Origin of the sequence: Catenulispora sp. MAP12-49, assembly GCF_041262705.1 — a bacterium.
Classification (GTDB): domain Bacteria; phylum Actinomycetota; class Actinomycetes; order Streptomycetales; family Catenulisporaceae; genus Catenulispora.
The window spans coordinates 1-21,036 of the sequence record NZ_JBGCCP010000072.1 but is presented as its reverse complement, the minus strand read 5'-3'; the positions used below and the strand labels follow the sequence as shown (position 1 = coordinate 21,036).

Annotated in this window: 23 protein-coding genes; 12 read left to right on the top strand and 11 right to left on the bottom strand. The window is 69.7% G+C overall.

Going from position 1 to position 21,036, the window contains the following annotated elements:
* Window positions 1–121: 121 nt before the first annotated feature.
* Both ABIA35_RS48820 and ABIA35_RS48815 read right to left on the bottom strand, forming a co-directional pair.
* Window positions 122–1,012: a DUF2637 domain-containing protein gene (locus tag ABIA35_RS48820; protein WP_370342780.1), complete on the bottom strand. Its 891-nt coding sequence runs from the start codon at window positions 1,010–1,012 to the stop codon at window positions 122–124.
* A gap of 78 nt (window positions 1,013–1,090) precedes the next feature.
* Complete coding sequence (locus ABIA35_RS48815; protein WP_370342781.1) at window positions 1,091–1,555, bottom strand: hypothetical protein; 465 nt, start codon at window positions 1,553–1,555, stop codon at window positions 1,091–1,093.
* A 240-nt stretch (window positions 1,556–1,795) separates the two neighbouring features.
* On the opposite strand from ABIA35_RS48815, the gene ABIA35_RS48810 reads away from it, so the two are divergent.
* Both ABIA35_RS48810 and ABIA35_RS48805 read left to right on the top strand, forming a co-directional pair.
* A complete protein-coding gene (locus ABIA35_RS48810; protein ID WP_370342782.1) occupies window positions 1,796–1,996 on the top strand; it encodes a hypothetical protein in 201 nt (66 codons plus the stop codon).
* Window positions 1,997–2,292: 296 nt separating this feature from the next.
* Entirely contained in the window at window positions 2,293–2,613 is a 321-nt protein-coding gene (locus tag ABIA35_RS48805; RefSeq protein WP_370342784.1) for a hypothetical protein, read from the top strand.
* A 177-nt stretch (window positions 2,614–2,790) separates the two neighbouring features.
* Here the strand turns inward: ABIA35_RS48805 and ABIA35_RS48800 are convergent, their stop codons facing one another.
* From ABIA35_RS48800 to ABIA35_RS48780, 5 genes are all read right to left on the bottom strand, one after another.
* The gene (locus tag ABIA35_RS48800) at window positions 2,791–3,159 is read right to left on the bottom strand and encodes a hypothetical protein (protein ID WP_370362569.1); all 369 of its coding nucleotides are present in this window, start codon (window positions 3,157–3,159) and stop codon (window positions 2,791–2,793) included.
* An 81-nt stretch (window positions 3,160–3,240) separates the two neighbouring features.
* Window positions 3,241–3,888, bottom strand: a complete 648-nt coding sequence (locus ABIA35_RS48795) for a hypothetical protein (protein ID WP_370342786.1) — start codon at window positions 3,886–3,888, stop codon at window positions 3,241–3,243.
* Between the two features lie 57 nt (window positions 3,889–3,945).
* Window positions 3,946–4,434: a hypothetical protein gene (locus ABIA35_RS48790; protein WP_370342787.1), complete on the bottom strand. Its 489-nt coding sequence runs from the start codon at window positions 4,432–4,434 to the stop codon at window positions 3,946–3,948.
* Window positions 4,435–4,602: 168 nt separating this feature from the next.
* On the bottom strand, window positions 4,603–5,139 hold the full coding sequence (locus tag ABIA35_RS48785) for a DUF6193 family natural product biosynthesis protein (RefSeq protein ID WP_370362568.1): 537 nt from the start codon (window positions 5,137–5,139) through the stop codon (window positions 4,603–4,605).
* Window positions 5,140–5,341: 202 nt separating this feature from the next.
* Window positions 5,342–6,655, bottom strand: coding sequence for a tyrosine-type recombinase/integrase (locus tag ABIA35_RS48780; RefSeq protein ID WP_370342791.1), 1,314 nt, complete (start codon window positions 6,653–6,655; stop codon window positions 5,342–5,344).
* A gap of 649 nt (window positions 6,656–7,304) precedes the next feature.
* Here ABIA35_RS48780 and ABIA35_RS48775 point away from each other — a divergent pair.
* A complete protein-coding gene (locus tag ABIA35_RS48775; RefSeq protein ID WP_370362567.1) occupies window positions 7,305–10,043 on the top strand; it encodes an AAA family ATPase in 2,739 nt (912 codons plus the stop codon).
* On the opposite strand, the gene ABIA35_RS48770 is transcribed toward ABIA35_RS48775, so the two are convergent.
* Window positions 10,003–10,416, bottom strand: coding sequence for a hypothetical protein (locus ABIA35_RS48770; protein WP_370362566.1), 414 nt, complete (start codon window positions 10,414–10,416; stop codon window positions 10,003–10,005). The genes ABIA35_RS48775 and ABIA35_RS48770 overlap by 41 nt on opposite strands.
* Before the next feature lie 34 nt (window positions 10,417–10,450).
* Here ABIA35_RS48770 and ABIA35_RS48765 point away from each other — a divergent pair, with 34 nt between their 5' ends.
* From ABIA35_RS48765 to ABIA35_RS48755, 3 genes are all read left to right on the top strand, one after another.
* Window positions 10,451–10,765, top strand: coding sequence for a hypothetical protein (locus ABIA35_RS48765; protein WP_370362565.1), 315 nt, complete (start codon window positions 10,451–10,453; stop codon window positions 10,763–10,765).
* A 179-nt stretch (window positions 10,766–10,944) separates the two neighbouring features.
* Window positions 10,945–11,487 carry an N-acetyltransferase family protein gene (locus ABIA35_RS48760; RefSeq protein ID WP_370362564.1) on the top strand — a complete coding sequence of 181 codons (543 nt, stop codon included), beginning with the start codon at window positions 10,945–10,947 and terminating at the stop codon, window positions 11,485–11,487.
* Window positions 11,488–11,536: 49 nt separating this feature from the next.
* On the top strand, window positions 11,537–12,088 hold the full coding sequence (locus tag ABIA35_RS48755) for a YciI family protein (protein ID WP_370362563.1): 552 nt from the start codon (window positions 11,537–11,539) through the stop codon (window positions 12,086–12,088).
* Here the strand turns inward: ABIA35_RS48755 and ABIA35_RS48750 are convergent.
* Together ABIA35_RS48750 and ABIA35_RS48745 are read right to left on the bottom strand one after the other, a co-directional pair.
* Window positions 12,061–12,900: a response regulator gene (locus tag ABIA35_RS48750; RefSeq protein WP_370362572.1), complete on the bottom strand. Its 840-nt coding sequence runs from the start codon at window positions 12,898–12,900 to the stop codon at window positions 12,061–12,063. The genes ABIA35_RS48755 and ABIA35_RS48750 overlap by 28 nt on opposite strands.
* A gap of 59 nt (window positions 12,901–12,959) precedes the next feature.
* Window positions 12,960–14,168 carry a sensor histidine kinase gene (locus tag ABIA35_RS48745; protein WP_370362562.1) on the bottom strand — a complete coding sequence of 403 codons (1,209 nt, stop codon included), beginning with the start codon at window positions 14,166–14,168 and terminating at the stop codon, window positions 12,960–12,962.
* 154 nt (window positions 14,169–14,322) lie between these two features.
* Between ABIA35_RS48745 and ABIA35_RS48740 the strand changes: the two genes are divergently transcribed.
* Genes ABIA35_RS48740 through ABIA35_RS48730 form a run of 3 tightly spaced genes read left to right on the top strand, consistent with a single transcriptional unit; the run spans window position 14,323 to window position 17,713 of the window.
* Window positions 14,323–15,279 (top strand): ABC transporter ATP-binding protein, encoded by a 957-nt coding sequence (locus ABIA35_RS48740; RefSeq protein ID WP_370362571.1) that lies wholly within the window; start codon window positions 14,323–14,325, stop codon window positions 15,277–15,279.
* Window positions 15,279–16,874 (top strand): ABC transporter permease subunit, encoded by a 1,596-nt coding sequence (locus ABIA35_RS48735; protein WP_370342802.1) that lies wholly within the window; start codon window positions 15,279–15,281, stop codon window positions 16,872–16,874. Before ABIA35_RS48740 ends, ABIA35_RS48735 begins: the two co-directional genes overlap by 1 nt.
* Window positions 16,871–17,713 carry an ABC transporter permease subunit gene (locus ABIA35_RS48730; protein WP_370362561.1) on the top strand — a complete coding sequence of 281 codons (843 nt, stop codon included), beginning with the start codon at window positions 16,871–16,873 and terminating at the stop codon, window positions 17,711–17,713. Before ABIA35_RS48735 ends, ABIA35_RS48730 begins: the two co-directional genes overlap by 4 nt.
* Before the next feature lie 70 nt (window positions 17,714–17,783).
* Here the strand turns inward: ABIA35_RS48730 and ABIA35_RS48725 are convergent, their stop codons facing one another.
* Window positions 17,784–18,296, bottom strand: coding sequence for an NADAR family protein (locus tag ABIA35_RS48725; RefSeq protein WP_370362560.1), 513 nt, complete (start codon window positions 18,294–18,296; stop codon window positions 17,784–17,786).
* A 60-nt stretch (window positions 18,297–18,356) separates the two neighbouring features.
* Here ABIA35_RS48725 and ABIA35_RS48720 point away from each other — a divergent pair, with 60 nt between their 5' ends.
* The 3 genes from ABIA35_RS48720 (at window position 18,357) to ABIA35_RS48710 (ending at window position 20,715) form a co-directional block, all read left to right on the top strand.
* A complete protein-coding gene (locus ABIA35_RS48720; RefSeq protein ID WP_370342807.1) occupies window positions 18,357–18,791 on the top strand; it encodes a nitroreductase family deazaflavin-dependent oxidoreductase in 435 nt (144 codons plus the stop codon).
* A 221-nt stretch (window positions 18,792–19,012) separates the two neighbouring features.
* Window positions 19,013–19,717 carry a tRNA (guanosine(46)-N7)-methyltransferase TrmB gene (trmB, locus tag ABIA35_RS48715; RefSeq protein WP_370362570.1) on the top strand — a complete coding sequence of 235 codons (705 nt, stop codon included), beginning with the start codon at window positions 19,013–19,015 and terminating at the stop codon, window positions 19,715–19,717.
* Between the two features lie 185 nt (window positions 19,718–19,902).
* The gene (locus ABIA35_RS48710; RefSeq protein WP_370342809.1) at window positions 19,903–20,715 is read left to right on the top strand and encodes a hypothetical protein; all 813 of its coding nucleotides are present in this window, start codon (window positions 19,903–19,905) and stop codon (window positions 20,713–20,715) included.
* Window positions 20,716–21,036 lie beyond the last annotated feature (321 nt).

Below are 21,036 nucleotides of genomic sequence, written 5' to 3'. Positions count from 1 at the left end.
AAACCACCGCCGTCTTCACCGGACCGACGGCACTGCCACGAGCCAAAAAGACCACTTGACCAAAGATCAGTTACACCACTCGAAAGGACGCCATCGTGTAGATGTCGCTACTTCAGTGCACTCACGGCGCGGTTCCTTGATTCAAGCGAGGAAGCGCCTGCACCACGTAACGCCGAGCCGCGCCGCGAGAGAGCGGCGCAGGAAGCGATGCGGCAGCCTGATATGCGGCTGCGTTCCGCTCGCGCTCGTTCTGCGAGAACAGGCGCAGATCGCCGGACTGGATTTGGTCCCTCAGTGCTGCTTCGAAGGCGATGCGCTTCCGGCCGGGTCCTCGACCGCGGCGGAACGCTTGCGCCGGCGCCTTGGCGAGTGGGCTGTGCGCCTGGTGCGCTTGTTCTTCAGTCTTGGACGCGAAGCGTTCTGACACGCCGCCGGCTTCTTGGCGCAGTTGGTCACGGTGCCTGCTCCACATGAGCACCGGGAAGTTGATCCACAAGGCGGACCTGCGCCACATGCTGTGCTGCGCTTCTTCCCGCACCAGGACGTTGCGCAGGTTGGTGAGCAGGTGCTCCAGGAACACCGCGTACATCACCGGTGGTACCGCCGCGACGAGGTAGCCGCCGGGCGAGTGAGAGGGCGTGTGGAGCAGGTTCATGACCACGCTCGCCGCGGTGCATCCGAGGAGGGAGACCTTGGAAGCGGTATTGGCGCGGCGGTGCAGGGCCTCGTGGAGCCGGAGAAGGGAGATGCCGGCCGTGCCGGCGTCAAGGAGCAGGGCCCAGACTCTCGCCTCCGCCGCGAGGTCGCCGTTGTGGGCCAGGACGTACACCACCTGCGCCTGGTACGACAGCCACGCGGAAGCGCACGCGAGTGCGAAAAGCAGGCAGGCGGGCAGGGCGAGGAGACCGTAGGCGAGCCAAGCCGGCAAGAGCGGGGCGTCGGGTGCGGGTGCCGGCGCTGGGGGCGCCGGTGCGATCGCGCGTACAGGCCAGACCGTATTCTGGTGAGACATCAGGGGTGCCTTCCTCTGATCAGGCCCCGATGGGATCCGCCAAGATCTTCACCGTCGGGGCCGCTTTGATCTCCGTGTTCAGCCGTTGGCCGCTTCCGCGCGTTCGTCGAGGAATCGCAGCCAGGAAGCCAGCAACTCGGCTTCGGTCACGCCGTGTAGCACGCTTCGGTGCCGGGCGAGACCAGCGTTGGCAATCCGGATCAGCGCACTTACGGCGATCGGATCGCCTGGTCCGCTTCTGGCTGTGTCGAGGCCGATGGCTGCGGGCGACGCCGCGCGGCTCAGGAACTCACGCCACGACGCGAGAAGCTGAGCCTCGTTGTCGCCGTGCAGCCGGTCTCCGTGCTCGACCAGCCCGTCGATAGCGACCCGAAGCAGTGTGTTCGCGGTGATCCGCTCGCCTTTGACGCTCCGGTCGTCGTGCAGCCGGCGGGCCAGGTGGTCCAGTTCGGTCTGCTGATCGGGGCGGATCAGTGCCTGTTTCGGGCGCGTTTTCGGCCGCACATTCGAGCCTTGCGGAACATCACGGCCTAGGGGCGTCATCGCTTACCTTCCATCTGGGAACGGGTCACGGGCGTGTGGTTGTCCTACCTTTGTAGACCGGTATCGGCCGATATCCAAAGAGATTCACTCTTTTGGAGGTCTAAAACCTTAAGAGTCCTGAGATACGGTGTTTGTGGAAACGCGGGAGGGGGCCGGGTTTGGGCCCGACCCCCTCCGTACTCGCTCGACTCGGTGTTACCGCACCGGCCGGGCCAGGACCCCTACACAGGAGGGACTCCAGTGAGCCATTTTGCCATTCCCGGCGACGAGAACCTGCCCACGGAGGACGATGTCGCCCTCGGTCTCGACGGGGGCGGCATGATGTTCGCCCTCGGAATCGAGCCGCTCGGGCTATCGCTCATCCCGAAAGATCTGACCTTCACCATCGTGCTTTTCGCTTTCAGCGCCGGCATCGATGCTGCGGGCTGGTGGAGCCGGTGACCGATCAGTATTGACGCTTCGCGTCCACATCATCGCGGGTCGAGTCGACGCTCGCCCGACAAAAGTACCGCTCGGCTGGTGTTACCGCGCTGGCCGGGCTCAGGACACCCCTACACAGGAGGATTCCGTGTCTCAGTTCGTCATGTCCCGGCGTGAGTTCGCCGGGGTGGTGGTCAGAATGGCCACAGCAGCTGTCGCAACCCCGGATCCGGACCGGCGGCGTCAGGTTGTGGCTCTCGGCTGGATCTCGCGTTCTGGTGGCCAAGTTGTCATCTCCGGCCGCCTAGCGGAGGCGGATGCCGCTCGCAATGTGGCTGGCGGTGACGGCCGTGATTGACCTTGATGAAAGCCACCTCGCCATGGCCTGTATCACCGACGCCTTGTTCTGTTCCGAGGTGGAAGCAGGGAATGTACTCACTGGTGCCCAGGTGGCCGAAGCCATCAGCGCGGCTTTGAAAGCGCATAGGGATTGGAACGGGCTGACTCGGGCGGTCCGCGCGGCGTTTGCCGAGGCGCCCGAGGAAGCGGCCAGTCGCGAACGGTGGTGCCAGCAGGTCGCCGAGGCCGCGCTCGGTTGGGCCGACATCGTGCTCGACTGCGGCGACCTCCCGGCATGAGGCGTCTGCTGTTCGCCCTAGTGAACAGATCGAAGTTGGTGCAGCAGCGCCAATGACTGATGAAGGCCGGTGGTTCTGGGCTTGGTCCCAGAACCACCGGCCTTCATCGCGGTCTGCCTGGCTGGGCCCGAAGATGACGACCCACGCTGGCGTGGGCGCGTGAGGCGGAGGAAGGACTCAGGTGCGGACGGTCGTTCTCTCGATCGCCTCGAAGACATCCGAGTTCGTCTCCTGCTGCCATTCGGGCTGGCCACTCCAGTCGGCAACGTAGCTCGGCTTCGGGTCCTCGAAGTGCTTGTAGATCTGGGCGATCCAGCACAGCGACACGAAGCGGCCCTTCTGCTCACGCGTGAGCTTGCCGGCCGAGCCGCTGCTCGCTGTCAGGAAGTCGTGCACCTGGCCGTAGACTCCGCTCGCCGCCTCGCGCTCCCATGCCGGCGTCTCCTCCAACGGCGAGATGTAGCCGGGCTTCGGCTCGCCGGGGTAGTGAGCTTTGACGCCCGCGATCCAGGCTTCGCGGAAGATGCGGCCGTGGTCTTCGTTCAAGGTGGGTCCCTTCAGGAGTCGGCGGTGACAGGCGATGGGGTGTTGGTTCCGCTATGGAGGACGCGGTGGGATGCCGCGGTCTCAGCCGTGCAGACCCCAGTTGTCCAAGCCGGAGTAGACGATTGCCGTCTGGGATCTGGGTGTGGAGAGGCACTGGGCCTCTCCCGTGTAGATCGCGATGAGCGAGCCCGGTCCCCGCCACCAGGTATCGGCCAGTCCGGCGATCTCTGGAACCGGCTCATAGGCTTTGAGCTGGAGAGCGTCGACATCGTCGCCCGTAACCTTCGTGACCGTCTTGGCCCATATAGATGCGTGGTGTGCCAGCGCGACCGACTCCACCCAGCCTTCGATGGTCTTGTGGAGAGCGACCCATGAGCCGCCGTGGATGCCGAACTTGTCGTTCGGGCCGATCAGGAAGGAATAAGGGATCGCCGTTCGCTGCGCTCCGGCCTCGAACCACCAGCCTTGACCCAACGAATCATCCGGCGTGTCCGGGCTTAAGATCTTGGGGCCACCGTCGTAAACCGGGGCGGGAGGCAGCGCCAGCCCGCCCCAACGCTTCGCGAAGGCTGCCACCCTGTCGACTTCCGCAGCGGGGATACCGAGGTCAAGCCACCGCTCCTGATATTTGTCAACGTTCAGGGAACCGACCCGGAGGCCGTGAGCGCGGACAAAGGACCGTGCCCGATGGGTGAGCCCGTCAGGGACATCGGCGAGGTGGAGGTTCACCCTTCGGACGCTATACCCGCCGGTGCGGCCAGTACCCCGCGTGCCAGCCTGTTTTGCTCAGCTGAAGGAGGGATCTGCCAGCATGACGGTGCGGTCGAGGGCCGGGTCGAAGCCGAGGACGGGATGTGACCGGCTCCCACCCTCGGTTGTCATAACCACCGGTTTGCCCAGCTCGCGCCCGATAGCCGCCAGCAGGTCGCAGAGGACGTCGACTCCCTCTTGGCCTTGCAGTTCCCGCAGGTCGACATCGAATTCGATCTCGTCGGCCGACATGATCCTGAAGATCGTGAGAACGCCGGGAACCGGCCAGACCCGCAGCTCGGCGATCTCAGCGTCGTCCGGACGGGCGAGCACGACGGCGGCTGGCGGTAACGGTAGCACCGTGAGGCCTTCGGAGTACTGCTGCTGCCAGCCGCGTGTCTGGGCCAGGTCGAACAGGGCCTGCCATTCCCGAGTCGAGGTGCCGGGAACGTAGATGTCGGGCAGCGGCCCCATGAGGTCGGGGTCGAAGAAGTTCTTGACCTCGTCCCAGAGGAGATCCGCCATGCCGCCCATGCTGCCCTGACAGGCGGCGGGACGCAGCCCGATTACGTCATCGGGTTCCGGTTCATCGCTATGACCGGCAGCAGTGTCGCCTGGGCTGGGAGCCGATCTGCCGTGGCGTGGACCCGGCCGGGGTGGGAATGTCGGCGAGGCGTTCCGGCAGTCTGTCCATTATGTGGAGTCTGTCTTGTCAAAGTCGTCGGCGGTGCCGACCACCGCCGGCCCACAGTCGTTGGGAAGGCGAGCGACGACCATGGCGACCGCGTCGTCCGGGTTGTCGGCTTCTCCGATACCCGCCGGCCCATGTGGCGAGCGGGTCTTCCACCAGGTGACGAGGTATCCGCCGTTGGCGGGAGTGATCACAGGGACGTCGTGTGTGTAGGGGAATCCGGTGCAGCGACTGAAGTTGAGCGACCGGTGGCTGTGGAAGGGGAACAGCGCTCGCAGCCGTGGCTCGGCATAGGCGGCCTCGATGAGCTCGTGATCGACGTGCGAAGCCGAGGTATGCCGGTAGATTGTCCACTTGGCTTCGGCGGCGTCGCCGCGCTCGTGGGCTTCGGCGAGCGGGCCGTACTCGATAAACGGGCATGCAGACCGCAGACCCTCCAGGTTGGTGCCAGCCTGCCAGGCCCCGGTGGCGGTAGCGGCGGCGTCCAGGCTGGTTGTCGTGCCTTTGGCCATCAGGACGCCGCGCTCCCAGAAGTTCATGATGAAGCTTCGACCGGTGATGCCCAGGAGCGTGCTCGTAGTCCGGGTGGCGCTGTCCGCGCGGGCCCCCGATCGCCTCCAGCCCGGGGCCCGTTCGGGAAGCACGTCGAGTCCGTATCCGGCCTGGTGGACGGCTTGCTGCAGGACGACCTGGAGCGTGCCACTCTGGCCGAGTTCGGGATAGAGGGCAGCCAGGTCCGTGTCAGGCCCAGATGTCATGATTCCCCTTGAAGATGAAGCCGCCCGCTAGCGAACGGCTCGTCGATGCATTCTGATGGCAGGTTGCTGTGCCGGACTTCGACGAGGGAACCGGCGTCGCGGTCGCTGGTATTCCGAGGTGGCGGGGCTTCGGGCCGGCGGGGGTGAGCACGTCGGCCAGGTAGTCGAGGAGCTTGTCCAATGTAGCCTGCCCGTCGTCGACGGCATCGCGTTCGTCATCGGTGAGCGGAACGGCCGCGAGCATGCGCTGCAGGTTGGTCTTGGCCTCCAGCAGCAGCGCCTTGGAGGAGTCCCTCGGGATATAGAAGTCGCACTTGGCGCAGGCCATCCGGTGTTGGCACTGCTCGAAGAACGTGTACCCGCAGAAGCCGTGGCCCAAGTCGTAGTACTGCCACGGCTCCCCGGCGGCCGCCGCACCGTTCTCGACGGCGTCCCGGTCGACCAGGACCTCGATGGTGCGGACATTGCGCTCGAAGTAGCCGGCATCCCGGTAGGCCTTGGACAGCGTGTTCGGCGTGATCTTGGCGTAGTGCTGGGTGGCGTCCGCCGAGCTGTGGCCGAGCCATGCCTGCAGCTCGAACAGCGTCATCGGCTCCTTGGCGTTGTAGAGCTGGGTGACGATCGTCGAACGGGCCCGGTGGCTGGTGATGTTGCCCCGGACGTCGGCCGTCGGGACGCCGGCCTTGCGGCACAGCGAGGGGATGACGGCGGTGTTGATGTAGGTCTTGGCCATGCGTTTGGCGCGGTGGGCGAACAGCAGGTCGACGTGATCGCCGGTCTTGCGGTCCAGCATCGCCGGCTGCTGAGGGCGGACCGCCGCCCAGGCCTCGATCGCCTGACCGAGCAGCGGGTCGACCGGCTTGGTGAAGGCGGTCCCGGTCTTGTGCGTGGGGACGTCGAGCAGACAGACGGCATCGGCGGCCAGCACGTCGCGGGCGTCCGCGGCGATCGGGGCTCCGTCGTGCTGCGATCGGATGCAGCCGACCCGCAACCTGGCGACCTCATCGGAGCGCAGCCCGCTGAACAGCCAGTTGAGGGTGACCGCGCGGATGAGCTCCATCGGGTAGCACAGACCGTAGGTGTTGGTCGGGTATTCCGAGGACCCCAGGTTGAGCCCGGCCCACAGCAGCTTGGCCCACACGTCGTCGGCGATGACGCGCGGGTTCGGACCGACGAGGGCGGCAATGTTCCTGGGCGGAACCCCGACCTGGCTGGCGACGTGCTCCACCACCTCGTCGGGCAGCTCCGCCCGGCCCCGAGGGAAACGGCCGTCGGCGGTATAGAACCTCAGCAGCAACGCGAACCCAGCTTCGTCGCTCCGCGCTTGCCCTTGATCAGGTCTTCCTCGACGGCTCTATCGGCGGCCGCAGCACGTCTGCTCGCCGCCAGTCAGCTGGCCGGATCGTTGCCGCTCATAACACTGGTGTACGAGGCTCGTTGTCGGCCCGCGACTTGGAGGCGCCGATTGGTGGGTGACGACCGGCAGGCCCGCCTAAGCTGTACTGGCCGAAGGCGGGCTCCTGGCTACCGACGACGCCGCCGCGAGGGTGTGCGGACGCTATGCGGCACTGCTCGGGCGGACTCCGAGCAGAGGGCTGGCAATCCGTCGATTTTTCGTCAGTCACTACCTGCTGCCAACTCCCAAAAGCTCCTGACCAGTGCAAACGCTGGTGCGCTTCGTGGCCTGTCGAAACGGTAGTCTGACGGGTATCGATGCAGGTCAAGGGGTGTTTTGGTGGTAGATGTAGAAAACTTCCTCAGAATCCGGCTTATCAGCCGACTCGCCGCCTGACCTGCGAAAACAGGTCGCTTCTGTCGATTTTTTATCAATTGCGGAGGGTAGTCGAACCCCGCATAAGGGCGGCCGGGACACCGGTGTGTGCCGGTGATCAAACCCACAAGACCGCCGGACACCCGAGCACTCCGCCAGTCCTAAGATTTTCTGCATGCATGTACCTCGCACCAACGCCTTCCTGGGTCGGGACCATGAGCGTGCTGAGATAGACGGCCTGCTCGGTCGGGCGCGGCACGGTGGCGGGTCGGTTCTGGTGGTCCGGGGCGAGGCGGGGATCGGCAAGACGGCGCTGATGCGGTACTGCGCGCGTCAGGCGTCCGGGTTCCGGGTGTTGGAGGCGTCCGGTGTCGAGTCGGAGATGGAGTTGCCGTTCGCCGCGCTGCATCAGCTGTGCGGGCCGTTCCTGGACCGGATCGGTGCTCTGCCGGGGCCTCAGCGACAGGCGCTTGAGGTGGCGTTCGGGCTGGCCGGGGGAAATCCGCCCGACCTGTTCTTCCTTGGGCTGGCCACGTTGGGGCTGCTCGCCGAAGCCGCTGCCGAGCAGCCGTTGGCTTGTCTGGTCGATGACGCGCAGTGGCTTGACGGTGCGTCCAAGCAGGTCCTCGCGTTTGTCGGGCGTCGGCTGAACGCCGAGCCGATGCTGCTGGTGATCGCCGTGCGGGAGGATCCCGACGAGCGGGGCTTCGACGGGTTGCCGAGCCTGGTCTTGAGCGGGCTGACCAAGGATGACGCGCGCAAACTGTTGACGGCCTCAGTCGCGGGGCGGCTGGAGGACCGGGTTCGCGACCGGCTGATCGCCGAGACCAGCGGGAATCCGCTGGCGTTGCTGGAACTGGCCGGCGGGATGAGCCGGGCGGACCTGGCCGGCGGCTCGGTCGGCCACAGCCCGCTGTCTGGTCGGCTGCACGACCACTACCTGCGGCGGATCGCCGAGTTGCCTGAGCCGACCCGGCTGTTCCTGGCGCTCGCCGCGGCCGATCCGACTGCCGACCCCGCGCTGGTGTGGCGCGCGGGACGGGCCCTGGGGGTGGGGCGGGATGAGGCGGCCATGGCCGAGGCGGAGCACCTGCTCACGATCGACACCCTGGTCCGCTTCCGGCATCCCCTTGTGCGGTCCGCGGCTTACTCGGCGGCGGACCAGGCTCAGCGGCGCGCGGTGCATCAGGCGTTGGCCGAGACGATGGATCCGCGGGCTGATCCCGAACGCCTGTTGTCGCATCGTGCGGCCGTTGCCGAGGCGCCGGACGAGGAGATCGCCGCAGAGCTCGAAGAAGCCGCCGGGCGGGCCGAGGCCCGTGGCGGCCGGACGGCGGCGGCCGGGTTCCTGCAGCGGTCGGCGGCGCTCACCGGTGAGCCGGGGCGCAGGGCCGACCGGACGTTGGCGGCCGCTTTGGCATATCTGCAGGCCGGTTCGATGCAGAAGGCCGCCGGCCTGGTGGCTGAGGCGGCGGCGGACGTGCGGACGGATCTGCAGCGCGCGTTGGTGGCCCGGCTGCAGGGGCAGATCGGCTGGGCCTCGTTCCCCGGGCCGTCGGCTCCGGTCCAGTTGTCGCGGTCCGCGGCACAGCTCGAAGGGCTCGACGCGGACCTGGCTCGTGAGGCCTATCTCGACGCCTGGGGCGCCTCGCTGGTCGCCGGCCGGCTCGCCGATCCCGAAGGCGTGCTGCCCGAGGTGTCGCGGGCGGCGCTGCGGTCGAATCCGGACCCCGGGACCTCGGCCGAGCCGGAAGCGTTGCTGCTGCACGGTTTGGCGACTTTGATCGTCGACAGCCTGGACGCGGCGGGCGCGAGCCTGCGGCGCGCCGTCGACGGGTTCATGGCCGACCCCGATCCCGCCTGGTATCAGAAGGGAGCCAACCTGGTCTCCACCGCCGCCGTCCTGTTGTGGGATTTCGAAGCCTGGGCGACCTTGAGCGGCCGCTGGACTGAACACGCCCGGGCGGCGGGCGCGCTGGTCCCGTTGGTCAGTGCCCTGAGCGTCCACGAGTTGGTGACCGCCTGGCGCGGCGATCTCGAGGCGGCTGCTGCGCTTCGGGACGAGGGCGACGTGCTCGCGGAGGCTGTGGGGACCCGGATGTTCCCGCTGGGGGCCGTGCTGCTGGCTGCCTATCGAGGGCGGCCGGACGAGGCGGTGCCGCTGCTCGCCACGGTCGCCGCCGAGGCGGTCGAGCGCAGCGAGGGGATCTCGGCGCAGAGCGCGCATTGGGCCGAGGCGGTGTTGTACAACGGTTTGGGCCGGTACGCCGAGGCTGTCGCAGCAGCGGAACGGACCGTCGACGAGACGTACCTGCCCCAGGTGACCTGGTGGGTACTGCCCGAGTTGGTCGAAGCCGCGGTCCGGACCGGGAAGCGAGACCTCGCAGAGTCGGCCCTGCGGCGTCTTGCCGAGAACGCGTACGGCTCAGACTGGGCCCTGGGCCTGACGGCCCGGTGCCGGGCCCTGCTCGCTGACGGAGCCGAGGCGGAGCGCTGGTATCAGGAGGCGATCACATTGCTGGACCGGACGTTGTTGCGTCCCGAATCCGCACGCGCGCGGCTGCTGTACGGCGAGTGGCTGCGCCGGGAAGAGCGGCTCAGGGACGCCCGCGACCGAATCGGTGAAGCCCACGAGGCGTTCACCGCGATGGGCGCGGAAGGCTTTGCCGAACGGGCCCGCAGAGAACTGGCCGCCAGCGGTGTGAAGCTCCGCCGCCCGAGCTCCCCCCAAGCCAGCGACCTCAGCGCCCAGGAGGAGCACATCGCCCGCCTGGCGCGGGACGGCCGCACCAACCCGGAGATCGGCGCCGAGCTGTTCATCAGCGCCCGAACCGTCGAGTGGCACCTGCGGAACGTCTACATGAAGCTCGGCATCACGTCGCGGAAGGGGCTGCGGGAGACACTGTCGGCCTAGGGCGATCGTTGGCGGCTTGGGCTGTCAGGCGCGTCCTGATCGGGGGAGGTGCCCAGGTGAAGGCGTCCGCAGTTTGGTTTCGAAGCGGCTCGGTCTGCCAGGACTCGGTGATGTCGGTCCAGCGTTCGAGGGCGGCTTTTCGCACGCTCTGCGGACGGCCCCGGTCGTAGCAGAGGTCAAAGCGATAGACGCGGCCGTCCTCCGAGATGACCTGCCCGAATTCCCTGTCACCGCCATCGGGGAAGAGATCGACAACCGCCGTCGTCGCCGGGTCCAGCCCCTGTTCCCCAAGAAGCACCCGCAGCCGCTGCCACAGGTCAAAGGAGCTGGTTCTGAGTAGGTGTGTGTATTCGACGTGCACCGCCTGGGACATGAACTTATGCTTCCACTTCCTGAAGGGGGAATGCATGGCGGACCGGGGTGGGAAGCGCTGGCGGTTGGAGCGTGAGGGGCGGGTTCTGGCGGAGCTGGTGCTCGTCGACGTCGACATGCCGTGGTGGTTGTGCCGGGTGGAGCAAGTGTCAGAGCACGGATTCGAGGAAGTCAGGTCGGCGACGATCGCTGCGGAACGTGCGATGGTGGCCGGGGAGCATGAAGAGGCGGTCCGGTTGATGGCCGGGATCCGGGAGCTCGGGTTGCGGGTGCGCCTCGACGGCGGCGGGGATCCGATCAATGAGTTTTTGCTGTGGTTCGACGAGGACACCGCCCGTTTGAGGTACTGAGCTGTGATGCGTCACCGTGTGCTCGGTGGCGAGCTGGCATCCTGCACGAGTACAAGCATGCTGCCGGGCGGAGTCTGTGAGTGTCGGCGGTGTCCGGCTGTTTGTTGTTCCATGCCATGGTTTCTCAGCCCCCGAACAGAGTCGTGATGAGCAGGCTTCAGGGCGCTACATTGCCGCGGATGGACGAGTACCGCATGGCAGCCTCCGACGATGCCCGGGACGTGGCGTCGCTGCACGCCGACAGCTGGCGCCGGCACTACCGCGGCGCCTACGCCGACTCCTACCTCGACGGCGACATCCTGAGCGATCGCGTGCGTGTCTGGTCCGAGCGGCTGGACGCGCCCGGCGACAACGCCGTCACCATGCTCGTGGAAGACGGAGCCGGCCTGGCGGGGTTCGCGCACCTGATCCTGGACGACGACCTCCGCTGGGGCTCCCTGCTCGACAACTTGCACGTCCGCCGCGACCGGCAGCGCACGGGGGTCGGCACCGGGCTGTTGCGCAGAGTCGGCGCCGCAGTGGCCGAACGTGCTCAGAACCCGGCGATGTACCTGTGGGTGCAGGAGCAGAACCAGGACGCACAAAGGTTCTATGCCGCCATGGGGGGAACGTGCGTGGAGAAGGCGCTGATCGGTCCGCCCGGCGGCGTTCCGGGCCGGCTGGTCGGCACGCCGGGCAAACTACGCATCGCCTGGCCGGACGGCTCAGTCCTGGCCGCATGACACGGCTTGGTCAAGGCCCGGATCGCGCCGTTTGCGGGAGACTGCCTCCATGGATTTCTTCTGCTACCACCGCGACCGCGCTGACTCCCTCGCCCTGCGCATGGAGCTCCTGGAGGACCACTGGTCCTACATGGACGGGTTCGCGCAGCAGATGATCGCGCGCGGCCCGACGGTGCCCGGCGACGAGGAGGCGCCGACCGGGAGCGTGCACATCCTGACGCTCCCCGACGCCGCGGCCGCGCGGACCTTCGCGTTCGAGGAGCCCGGGTACCAGGCCGGGGTGTACCGGGACGTGATGCTGCGGCGGTGGCGCAACGACGTCGGGAGCACCATGTGGGAGTTCCCCGGCGGCGCGCCCGAGAGTGACGGGTACCTCGTGCTCGGCCTGGGCGCGCCCCGGCCGGTCGGGGAGGTGCCCGCGGTGCCCGAGGCCGAGGGGCTGATCGCGTTCGGGCCGCTGCTGTCCGACGACGGTGAGCGCTGGCTCGGGACGGCCGCGCTGCTGCGCGCACCGAGCGCCGACGCGGCGCGCGCCACGTTGCCCCGCAGCGGGTACGCCGAGGTCGAGGTGCATCAGTGGCGGTTCGGCGGACGCTCCTGATACTCCGCGCCCGGTACCACCAGCCCGGACTCGTACGCCGCGACCACGGCTTGGGTCCGGTCGCGCAGGCCCAGCTTGGTCAGGATCCTGCTGACGTGGGTCTTCACGGTCTCGTCGGTGACGACCAGCTCCGCGGCGATCTCCGGGTTCGACAGGCCGCGCGCGAGCAGGAGCAGGACTTCGGTCTCGCGCGGGGTGAGGGCCGGTAGACCTTGGCTCGGGGCAGGGGAGGGGGCGCGGTTTCTGGTTCGGGCACCGGCTTCGGGTGATGCGGGTGATGCGGGTGATGCGGGTGATGCGGGTGATGCGGGGGATTCGCGAGGCGGCGAAGCGGCTGAGATGCCGGTGGCCGATGCCGCTGCGGTCCCGCCGTTCGGACGCAACCGCGCGAACTCGCTGATCAGCCGCCGCGTCACGCCCGGCGCCAGCAGCGCCTCCCCGGCGGCCACCACCCGCACCGCCTCGAACAGCCGCTCGGCCGTGGCGTCCTTCAGCAGGAAGCCGCTGGCCCCGGCGGACAGGGCGTCGTAGACATAGCTGTCCAGATCGAAGGTCGTGAGAATCAGGATCCTGGGACCGACCGCGCCCCGCGCGCCGGCCTCGGCCACCACCCGCCGCGTCGCCTCGATGCCGTCCGTCCCGGGCATCCGCACGTCCATCAGCACCACGTCCGGCTCCGCCTCCCGGCACAGCCGCACCGTCTCCTCGCCGTCGGCTGCGGTGCCCACGACCTCGAAGTCCGCCTGCGTCGCCAACAACGCCGCGAATCCCGTCCGGACCACCAGATGGTCGTCGGCGATCACGATCCGGATCGGCGGCGGTGCCGGTACCGGCGGTGGTATCGGTGGTGGTGGCGGTGCAGGCGTCAGCGTCACAGCGCACCCTCTTCCGAAGCGCCCGCCGGCAACTCCGCCTCGACCAGGAACCCGCCCGTCGGCGAAGGCCCCGCCGCCAGCCGACCGCCCACAGCCACCGCCCGTTCCCGCATCCCCGCTACTCCGTGTCCGCCGGCCGAAGCCGCAGAATCAGTATTCTGACTCTCTGCCCCCGGCCCGCTGTCCCTGATCCGCAACCGCAACGCCTCGTCCGTGAACCGCAGCTCCACATCCACCGGGGCGCCCGGCGCGTGCCGCCGCGCGTTCGTCAGCGCCTCCTGCGTGATCCGGTACGCCGCCAGCTCCACCCCCGGATCCAGTGCGGCCGGCGTCCCGGACACGATCAGCCGCGTCGTCGCCCCGGACGTCAGCCGCGCCGCGTCCACCAGCGTCAGCAACTGGTCCAGCCCCGGCTGCGGATGCCGGATCTCCTCGTGGTCCGCCGGGCCCGCGTCCTCCCGCAGCACCCCCAGCAGCCGCCGCATCTCCGTCAGGCCGGCGCGCGCCGTGTCGCCGATCGCCAGCAGGCGCTCCGCGCCGGCGGTCGGCATCCCGGGGGTGGCCAACCGCGCGGTCTCGGCCTGCACCGCGATCATCGAGATGTGGTGCGCGACCACGTCGTGCAGCTCCCGCGCGATCCGGGCCCGCTCGCCGCGCGCCGTGTGCTCGACCAGCGAGCGCGCGACGGCTTCCCGCGCCGCCTGGTGGACGCGGGCCTCGGTGCGAGCGTGCGCCGCGTTCCCGGCGAACGCGGCCGCCGCTGCCCACGCGGACAGCAGGACCGCGACCACCCCGGCGTCGGAATGCCGCGGCACACACAGCGCGATTACCGAAAACGGCACCGACAGCGCCACCGCGAACGTCGCCGCCAACCGCCTCAGCCGAGATTCGGCGAACGAGCCGGCAGCCCATCCCAGCCGATACATCGCCACGACCACGGCCACCGCCGACCCCGCCGGCAGCACTCCGGTGATCGTCATCGCCAGCACGGACGCCGCGACCACGGCCGTAGCCGTGCCGATCGCGCCGAGGAATCCCAGCGGCGCCGTCGCGCACAGTGCCAGGAACGCCGACGTCAGCAGGACCCCGGAGGACCCGTTCCGATGGTGGACCGCGCCGCGCGCCAGCGCCTCGGCCAGCGCGGCTCCGGCGAGCACGGCCGCTGCCGTCCCCTCCCTGCGCCCGCCGCCGCGTTCCTGAAGCACGCTGCCTATTCTGATCGACTTCCCCGCCCGGGCACCTCCCCCGGGCCGGGGACCGCCTCGGCCGATCATCCCCCGCGCGGGGGACGCCGCAGACCGCTCCCGCGCGGGACGATTCCGGGACCGCCGCTTTCCTAGCCTTCAGGACATGACAGCCATGACAACCAGGAGCGCTGATTCGCCGCCCGCCATAGCGGTTCAGGGCCTGCGCAAACGCTTCGGGGCCACCGCGGCGCTCGACGGCATGTCCTTCGATGTCGCCGCCGGGAAGGTCACCGGCTTCGTCGGCCCGAACGGCGCCGGCAAGTCCACGACCATGCGCGTCATCCTCGGCCTCGACACGCCCGACGAGGGCCGGGCGCTGATCGGCGGCGTCCCCTATGCCAAGCTGCGCCGGCCGCTGGGCCACATCGGCGCGCTGCTCGATGCCGCCGCGCTCCAGCCCGGCCGCAGCGCCCGCAACCACCTGCTGTGGCTCGCGCACTCGCAGGGCCTGGGCGCCGAGCGCGTCGAGGAGGTGGTGCGGGCCTCGGGCCTGGCCTCGGCGATCGGCCGCAAGGCCGGCGGTTACTCGCTCGGGATGCGCCAGCGTCTCGGGATCGCCGCGGCGATGCTCGGCGACCCGCCGGTCGTGATGCTCGACGAGCCCTTCAACGGCCTGGACCCCGAGGGGATCCTGTGGATCCGGGGCTACCTCAAGGCCCTGGCCGGCGAGGGCCGCGCGGTCCTGGTGTCCAGCCATCTGATGAGCGAGCTGGAGGGCTGCGCGGACCACCTGATCGTGGCCGGGCGCGGCAAGGTCATCGCCGACACCGGGGTGGCCGAGCTGATCGCGCGCTCCTCCGGGGGCCGCGTGGTGCTGCGCACCGGAGCGCGGGCCGAGGCCACGACGGCGCTGGCGAACGCCGGCGGGACCGTCGCGGTCACCGGGACGGACCAGCTGACCGTGGACGGTTTGGGCGCCGAGGAGGTGGTCAGGGTCCTGAACGCGGGCGCCGTGCCGTTCGCCGAGGTCTCCGCGCACCGTGCTTCCCTGGAGGAGGCGTACATGGACCTCACCCGCGACTCGGTCGAGTTCCGCGCCGCCGCGCTCGACGCCGGGGAGGTGGCGTGATGCCCGCCGGCCGCGATGGTTTCGGACAGCTCGTGCACGCCGAGTGGACCAAGCTGCGCACCGTGCGCGGCTGGATGGTCGGCCTGGGCCTGGCCGCGATCCTGACGGTGGCGCTCGGCATGCTCGGCCCGCTGGGCACCCAGATCGCCTGCGACCACGTCGACAACGCCCCGACCCACTCCTGCCACATCAGCGGCCCGCCGCAGGACGCCACCGGCCAGGAGGTCGACGACCGGTCCACGTTCGTGCACCGCACGTTGACCGGGGACGGGACCATCACCGCGCGCCTCACCGCGTTCGGCGGCAAGTACTCCCCGGGCGGCGGGGGCCCCGCTGATTCCACGGATCCGACCGCCGGCCTGGTCGACGGGCTCCAGCCCTGGTCGAAGGCCGGGATCCTGATCAAGGACGGCACCACGGTGGGTTCTGCCTACGCCGCGGTCCTGGCCACCGGCAGCCACGGCATCCGGATGCAGTACGACTACACCCACGACACCGCGGGCCCCGCCGTCTCCGTCACCGCCGCCGAGCCCCGTTGGCTGAGGCTGACCCGCGCCGGGGACACGCTCACCGGGTTCTCCTCGGCCGACGGCGCCACCTGGACGCAGATCGGCACCGCACACCTGGCGAACCTTCCGAACAGCGTCCAGGTCGGGGTGTTCACCACCTCGCCGGACTTCGCGGTCGTGAAGAACTCCTTCGGCGGCAGCTCGACGAACGTCGGTCCGACCCTGGCCACCGGCACCTTCGACCAGATCGCGGTGACCGGCGACAGCGCGGGGGACTGGATGGTCCCGGCGATCGGCAGCGCGGCCGCGGCCGACGGCGGCCCGGGCGCGTTGCAGGGCCCGGAGGCCGTGGCCGGCGCGGTGCCGAGCACCGGCGGCGGCTTCACCGTCACCGGAACGGGTGACATCGCCCCGTCGGCGCCGGGGGAGGGCGTCGGCAAGACCCCCGAGAGCGCGCTGGCCGGCACCTTCGGCGGACTGATCGCGGTGATCGTGGTCGCCGCGCTGAGCATGACCTCGGAGTACCGCCGGGGCCTGATCCGCACCTCGCTGGCGGCCAGTCCGCGGCGCGGCCGGCTGCTCGCGGCCAAGGCGGTGGTGCTCGGCGGGGTGTCGTTCGTGGTCGGGCTGGTCGCCGCGGGGATCGCGGTTCCGGCGGTGCGCGCGGTGGAGCACAGCAAGCGCATGTACGTGTACTACGCCTCCACGCAGTCCGAGATCCGCATGGTGATCGGCACGGCGGCGATGCTGGCCGTGGCGGCGGTGTTCGCCCTGGCGGTCGCCACCATCGTGCGGCGCGGGGCGGCGGCGGTCGCGGCGGTGATCGTGGCGGTGGTGCTGCCGTACATTCTGGCGGTGGCCTCGGTGCTGCCGGCCGGTTCCGCCGAGTGGCTGGCCCGGGTGACGCCGGCCGCCGCCTTCGCGGTGCAGCAGACGGTCACCGCGTGGCCGCAGGTCAAGGCGACGTACACGCCGACGAACGGCTACTTCCCGCTCTCGCCGTGGGTCGGGCTGGCGGTGCTGGGTCTGTGGGCTGCTGTCGCCTACGCCTTCGCGCACCGGCAACTGAGTCGGAGGGATGTGTGAGCGGCGGGTTCAGGACTGGCGGACTCAGGACTGATGGGCTCAAGACGGGCGGGCTCAGGACCAGTGCCTTTGCCGATGCCCTGCACGCCGAGTGGACCAAGCTGCGCACGCTCGCGGGCACCGCGTGGCTGCTGGCCGCGGCCGTGGTGCTGACCGTCGGGCTCAGCACGGTCTCGGCGGTGACCGTGACCTGTGACGGGGCCCGTTGCGGCGAGGACCCGGCGAAGGTCGGCCTGCTCGGCGTGCTGGCCGGGCAGGCGGTGGTCGCGGTGCTGGCGGTGCTCGCCGTGGGGGAGGAGTACGGCACCGGGATGATCCGCGTGACCCTGGCCGCGATGCCCCGGCGCGAGGCGGTGCTGGCTGCCAAGGCCGCGGTCGTCGCGGCGGTGACCGGGGCGGCGGGGGTCGTGGCGGTGGCCGCCTCGGCGCTGGTCGCGCTGGTGCTGGAGCCGGGCAACGGGTTCACGGCGGCCAACGGCTACGGGCACCTGGCCACCGGCGCGACGTTGCGCGCGGCCTTCGGCTCCGTGCTCTACCTGGTGCTGGTCGCGCTGCTCGGCGTGGGCGTCACTGCCCTGGTGCGGGACTCGGCCGCGGCGGTCGGGACGGTGCTGGGGCTGCTGTACCTGTTCCCGATCCTGGCGCAGGTCATCTCGGACCCGGCCTGGCACCGGCACACCATGCAGCTCGCCCCGATGCAGGCCGGGCTGGACGTGCAGGCCACGGTCGACCTGGCGGGGCAGCCGTTGTCGCCGTGGCAGGGGCTCGGGGTGCTGGCGCTGTGGGCGGTCGGGGCGCTCGGGCTGGGAGGGCTGACGCTGCGGCTGCGGGATGCATGAGCCGGGTGACGCATAAGCCTGGTTACGCATAAGCCTGGATACGCAAAGGCCCGGTTACGCATAAGCCGGTTCAGGCCGCGCTGCCCCGCAGCGTCTCCCGAGCCGCCATCAGCGCCTCGCCGAGCAGGTTCAGGCCCCGCCACGCCGCCGGGTCCTGGGCCCGCTCGTCGTCGGCGGCCAGCCCGATCCCCCAGACGCGGTCCATCGGGCTGGCCTCCACCAGCACCCGCTCGCCGGTCCCCAGCAGGAAGGCCAGCAAGTCCGGGTTCTGCCGGAACTTCTCCACATTGCCCGCGGTCACGATCGCCACGCGGTCGGCGACCCACTTGGCCTCGTCGAACCCGGTGATGGTCCGTCCGAGGTCCTTGGCCTCCTTGGGGTGCCCGGCGGCCAGGATCCGCGCCGCGGCCACGGGGTCGCCGAACAGCTGGGCCTTGCCCCACATCATGTAGTGCTCGGCCGTCGCGAAGCGCACGCCGTCCACCTCGAACGGCGCCGGGTACCACTGGCTCAGGCACTCCGCGCCGATCGTCCCGGGCCGCTTCGGTGTGTGTCCCCAGAAGAACAAGTACTTGGTCGCCATGGCGTGATCCTCCCGTACGTCGCCGCGACAAGTCACCCGGTTTGCAGTTGACTGGGGATCATGGCAACAGACTCCGAATACGCCCCCAGCCCCACCGACTACGTCCGCGAGACGGTCGACCTCTACGAGTCCTCGGGCGGTACCGAGGGCAACACCATGAAGGGCCGGCCGATCATCATCCTGACCACGACCGGGGCCAAGAGCGGCAAGACCCGCAAGACCCCGCTGATGCGGGTCGAGCACGACGGTTCCTACGCCGTGGTGGCCTCCTTGGGCGGGGCGCCGAAGAACCCCGTCTGGTACTACAACGTGGTCGCCAACCCGGAGGTCGAGCTGCAGGACGGCGCGACGAAGAAGCGGTACACCGCGCACGAGGCCACCGGCGAGGAGAAGGCCCAGTGGTGGGCCCGCGCCACCGCGGCCTGGCCGGACTATGACAACTACCAGACCAATACCGACCGGGAGATCCCGCTGTTCGTGCTCACGCCGCGCTGAGCGCACCCGGTGGCGGTCGCGCAGGTCGCGGCCGCGGCACCGGTAAGCTGGGGCGGGTGGACAAGGTGCACGAGGACCCGGTGACGGCAAGCGCGATAACGGCCGGCGCGCAGGCGATAACGGCCGACGCGAAGGCGATAGCGGTCGGCGCGCAGGCGATAACGCAGACCGAGACGGCCGCGCACGTCCCCGAGCGGCACGCCCGGCACGCCCGGCACGGCTTGATACGCACGTTCCACCCGCGCCGCGGCCGGGCCAGCACCACCCAGGCCGACGCGCTGACCAGGCTCTGGCCGGTCTACGGCCACACCATCCCCGATCCGCACCACGAGTACCACACCCCGGCCGTCGCCCCCGACGCCGCCTTCGACCGGCAGGCCCTGTTCGGCCGCGACGCTCCGCTGGTGCTGGAGATCGGCTGCGGCATGGGCGAGGCGACCGCCGAGATGGCCGCCGCCGATCCCGGCCGGGACTACCTCGGCGTCGACGTCCACACCCCGGGCCTGGGCAACCTGATCGCGCTGGCCGAGGCGCGCGGGCTGACGAACGTCCGGGTGGCGCGCGGTGACGTGCTGTTCCTGTTGCGGGACTCGATCGCCGCCGGCTCGCTGGCCGCCGTGCACGTCTTCTTTCCCGACCCCTGGCCCAAGGCCAAGCACCACAAGCGCCGGATCATCCAGCCCGACACCGTCGCGCTGCTGCGGGACCGGCTGGAGCCTGGCGGGGTGTTGCACTGCGCGACCGACTGGGCCGAGTATGCCGAGCAGATGCTCGAGGTGCTGCGGGCCGACCCGGGGCTGCGCAACCGGTACGACGGGTACGCTCCGCGCGAGGCCGTCGGGCGTCCGCTGACCGGGTACGAGCGTCGTGGGCTGCGGGACGGTCGGGCGATTGCTGATTTGGTGTTTGAGAAGGCTGGGGCCTGAGGGCGCTTGCGCGGATCCTGGCGTCGGTCGCGGGGAGCTTGACAGGGCCGCGCGGATCTTGACGGCGCTCGCGTGGAGCTTGGCGGCGGTCGTGTGGAGTCTGGCGCGAGTGCGTTGAGCACCGGGAAGGGGATCAGGACTCGGATTCCCCTTCCCGTCCGTGTCCGGCTCGCTACATTGAGTGTGTGCAGCAGATCGCTTTCCGGAGCCCGGTAGACGCCGAGATAGCCAAACTCGCGAGCCTGATGCTGGCCCGCACCGACGAGCTGACCGACGTGGTGCTGAACCGGGTCGCCGAGGAGTTCCCGCTCTACATCGGCATGATCGAGCCGGATGCGCTCCACGGCACGATCAAGGACCACATCCACTTCGCGTTCGAGCCCATCACCCGCTACATGCCCCCCGACGCGCGCCCCGCGGCGACCTCGGGCCGGGACCGGGCGATGGAGGGCATCCCGCTCACCGTCATCATGGACGGCTACCGCATCGCCTTCGGCGTGCTGTGGAAGGAGCTGGCCGGCACCGCGGACTCCGTCGGCCTGTCCACGCAGGCGGCCCTGCGCGCGGCGTCAGAGGTGATGGACACCCTGGACGCCTTCACCCGCGAGAGCTCCGCGGCCTACAAGGAGGAGCTGCGCTACCAGGCGCGTCGGGAGGAGCAGCAGCGCGCGGCCCTGGTCCAGGCCCTGTTGGAAGGACGCCTGGACGACACCAACGTCTGGGAGGCGGCTGAACTGCTGCGCCTGCCGACCGTCGGCCCCTACGTGGTCATCGCCGCACGCGTCCCCACGGCCGGCGAGTACGGCCTGCCGCACATCGAGCGCGAACTCGGCGGCATGGGCATCGACTCGGCCTGGCGCCTGATGCATGACGTCGAGGTCGGCGTGGCGCACCTGGCGCGCACCGGCGACCAGTTCGACAAGATGGTCGCGGCCTTGGCGGTCGAGGGCACCGGACGGGGCGGTTGTTGGCGAATCCGCGGGCGGTGGCGGAGTTGAGTTTGGCTTATGAGATTGATTGTGCGTTGGTTGGTGAGGCGGGGGCGGGGTCAGGGGTTTGAGACGCTGGGTGCTGGGTGCTGGGTGCTGGGTGCGGGGTGCGGGGTGCGGGGTGCGGGGTGCGGGGTGCGGGGTGCGGGGTGCGGGGTCGCGCGGGGCGTGTGGGTGCGGCTTATTGTGGTTTTAGAGGCTTTTTACGGCTTCGCGCATGGTTTGCGGGATCCGCTGATCCTGTTGCCCATTGTGTTGTTGGGGTGGTGTGGGTGTGAGGGTGCTGTCAGGCTTGATGGTGCGGCCGGTTTCTTCCCTGTCCCCGGTCGT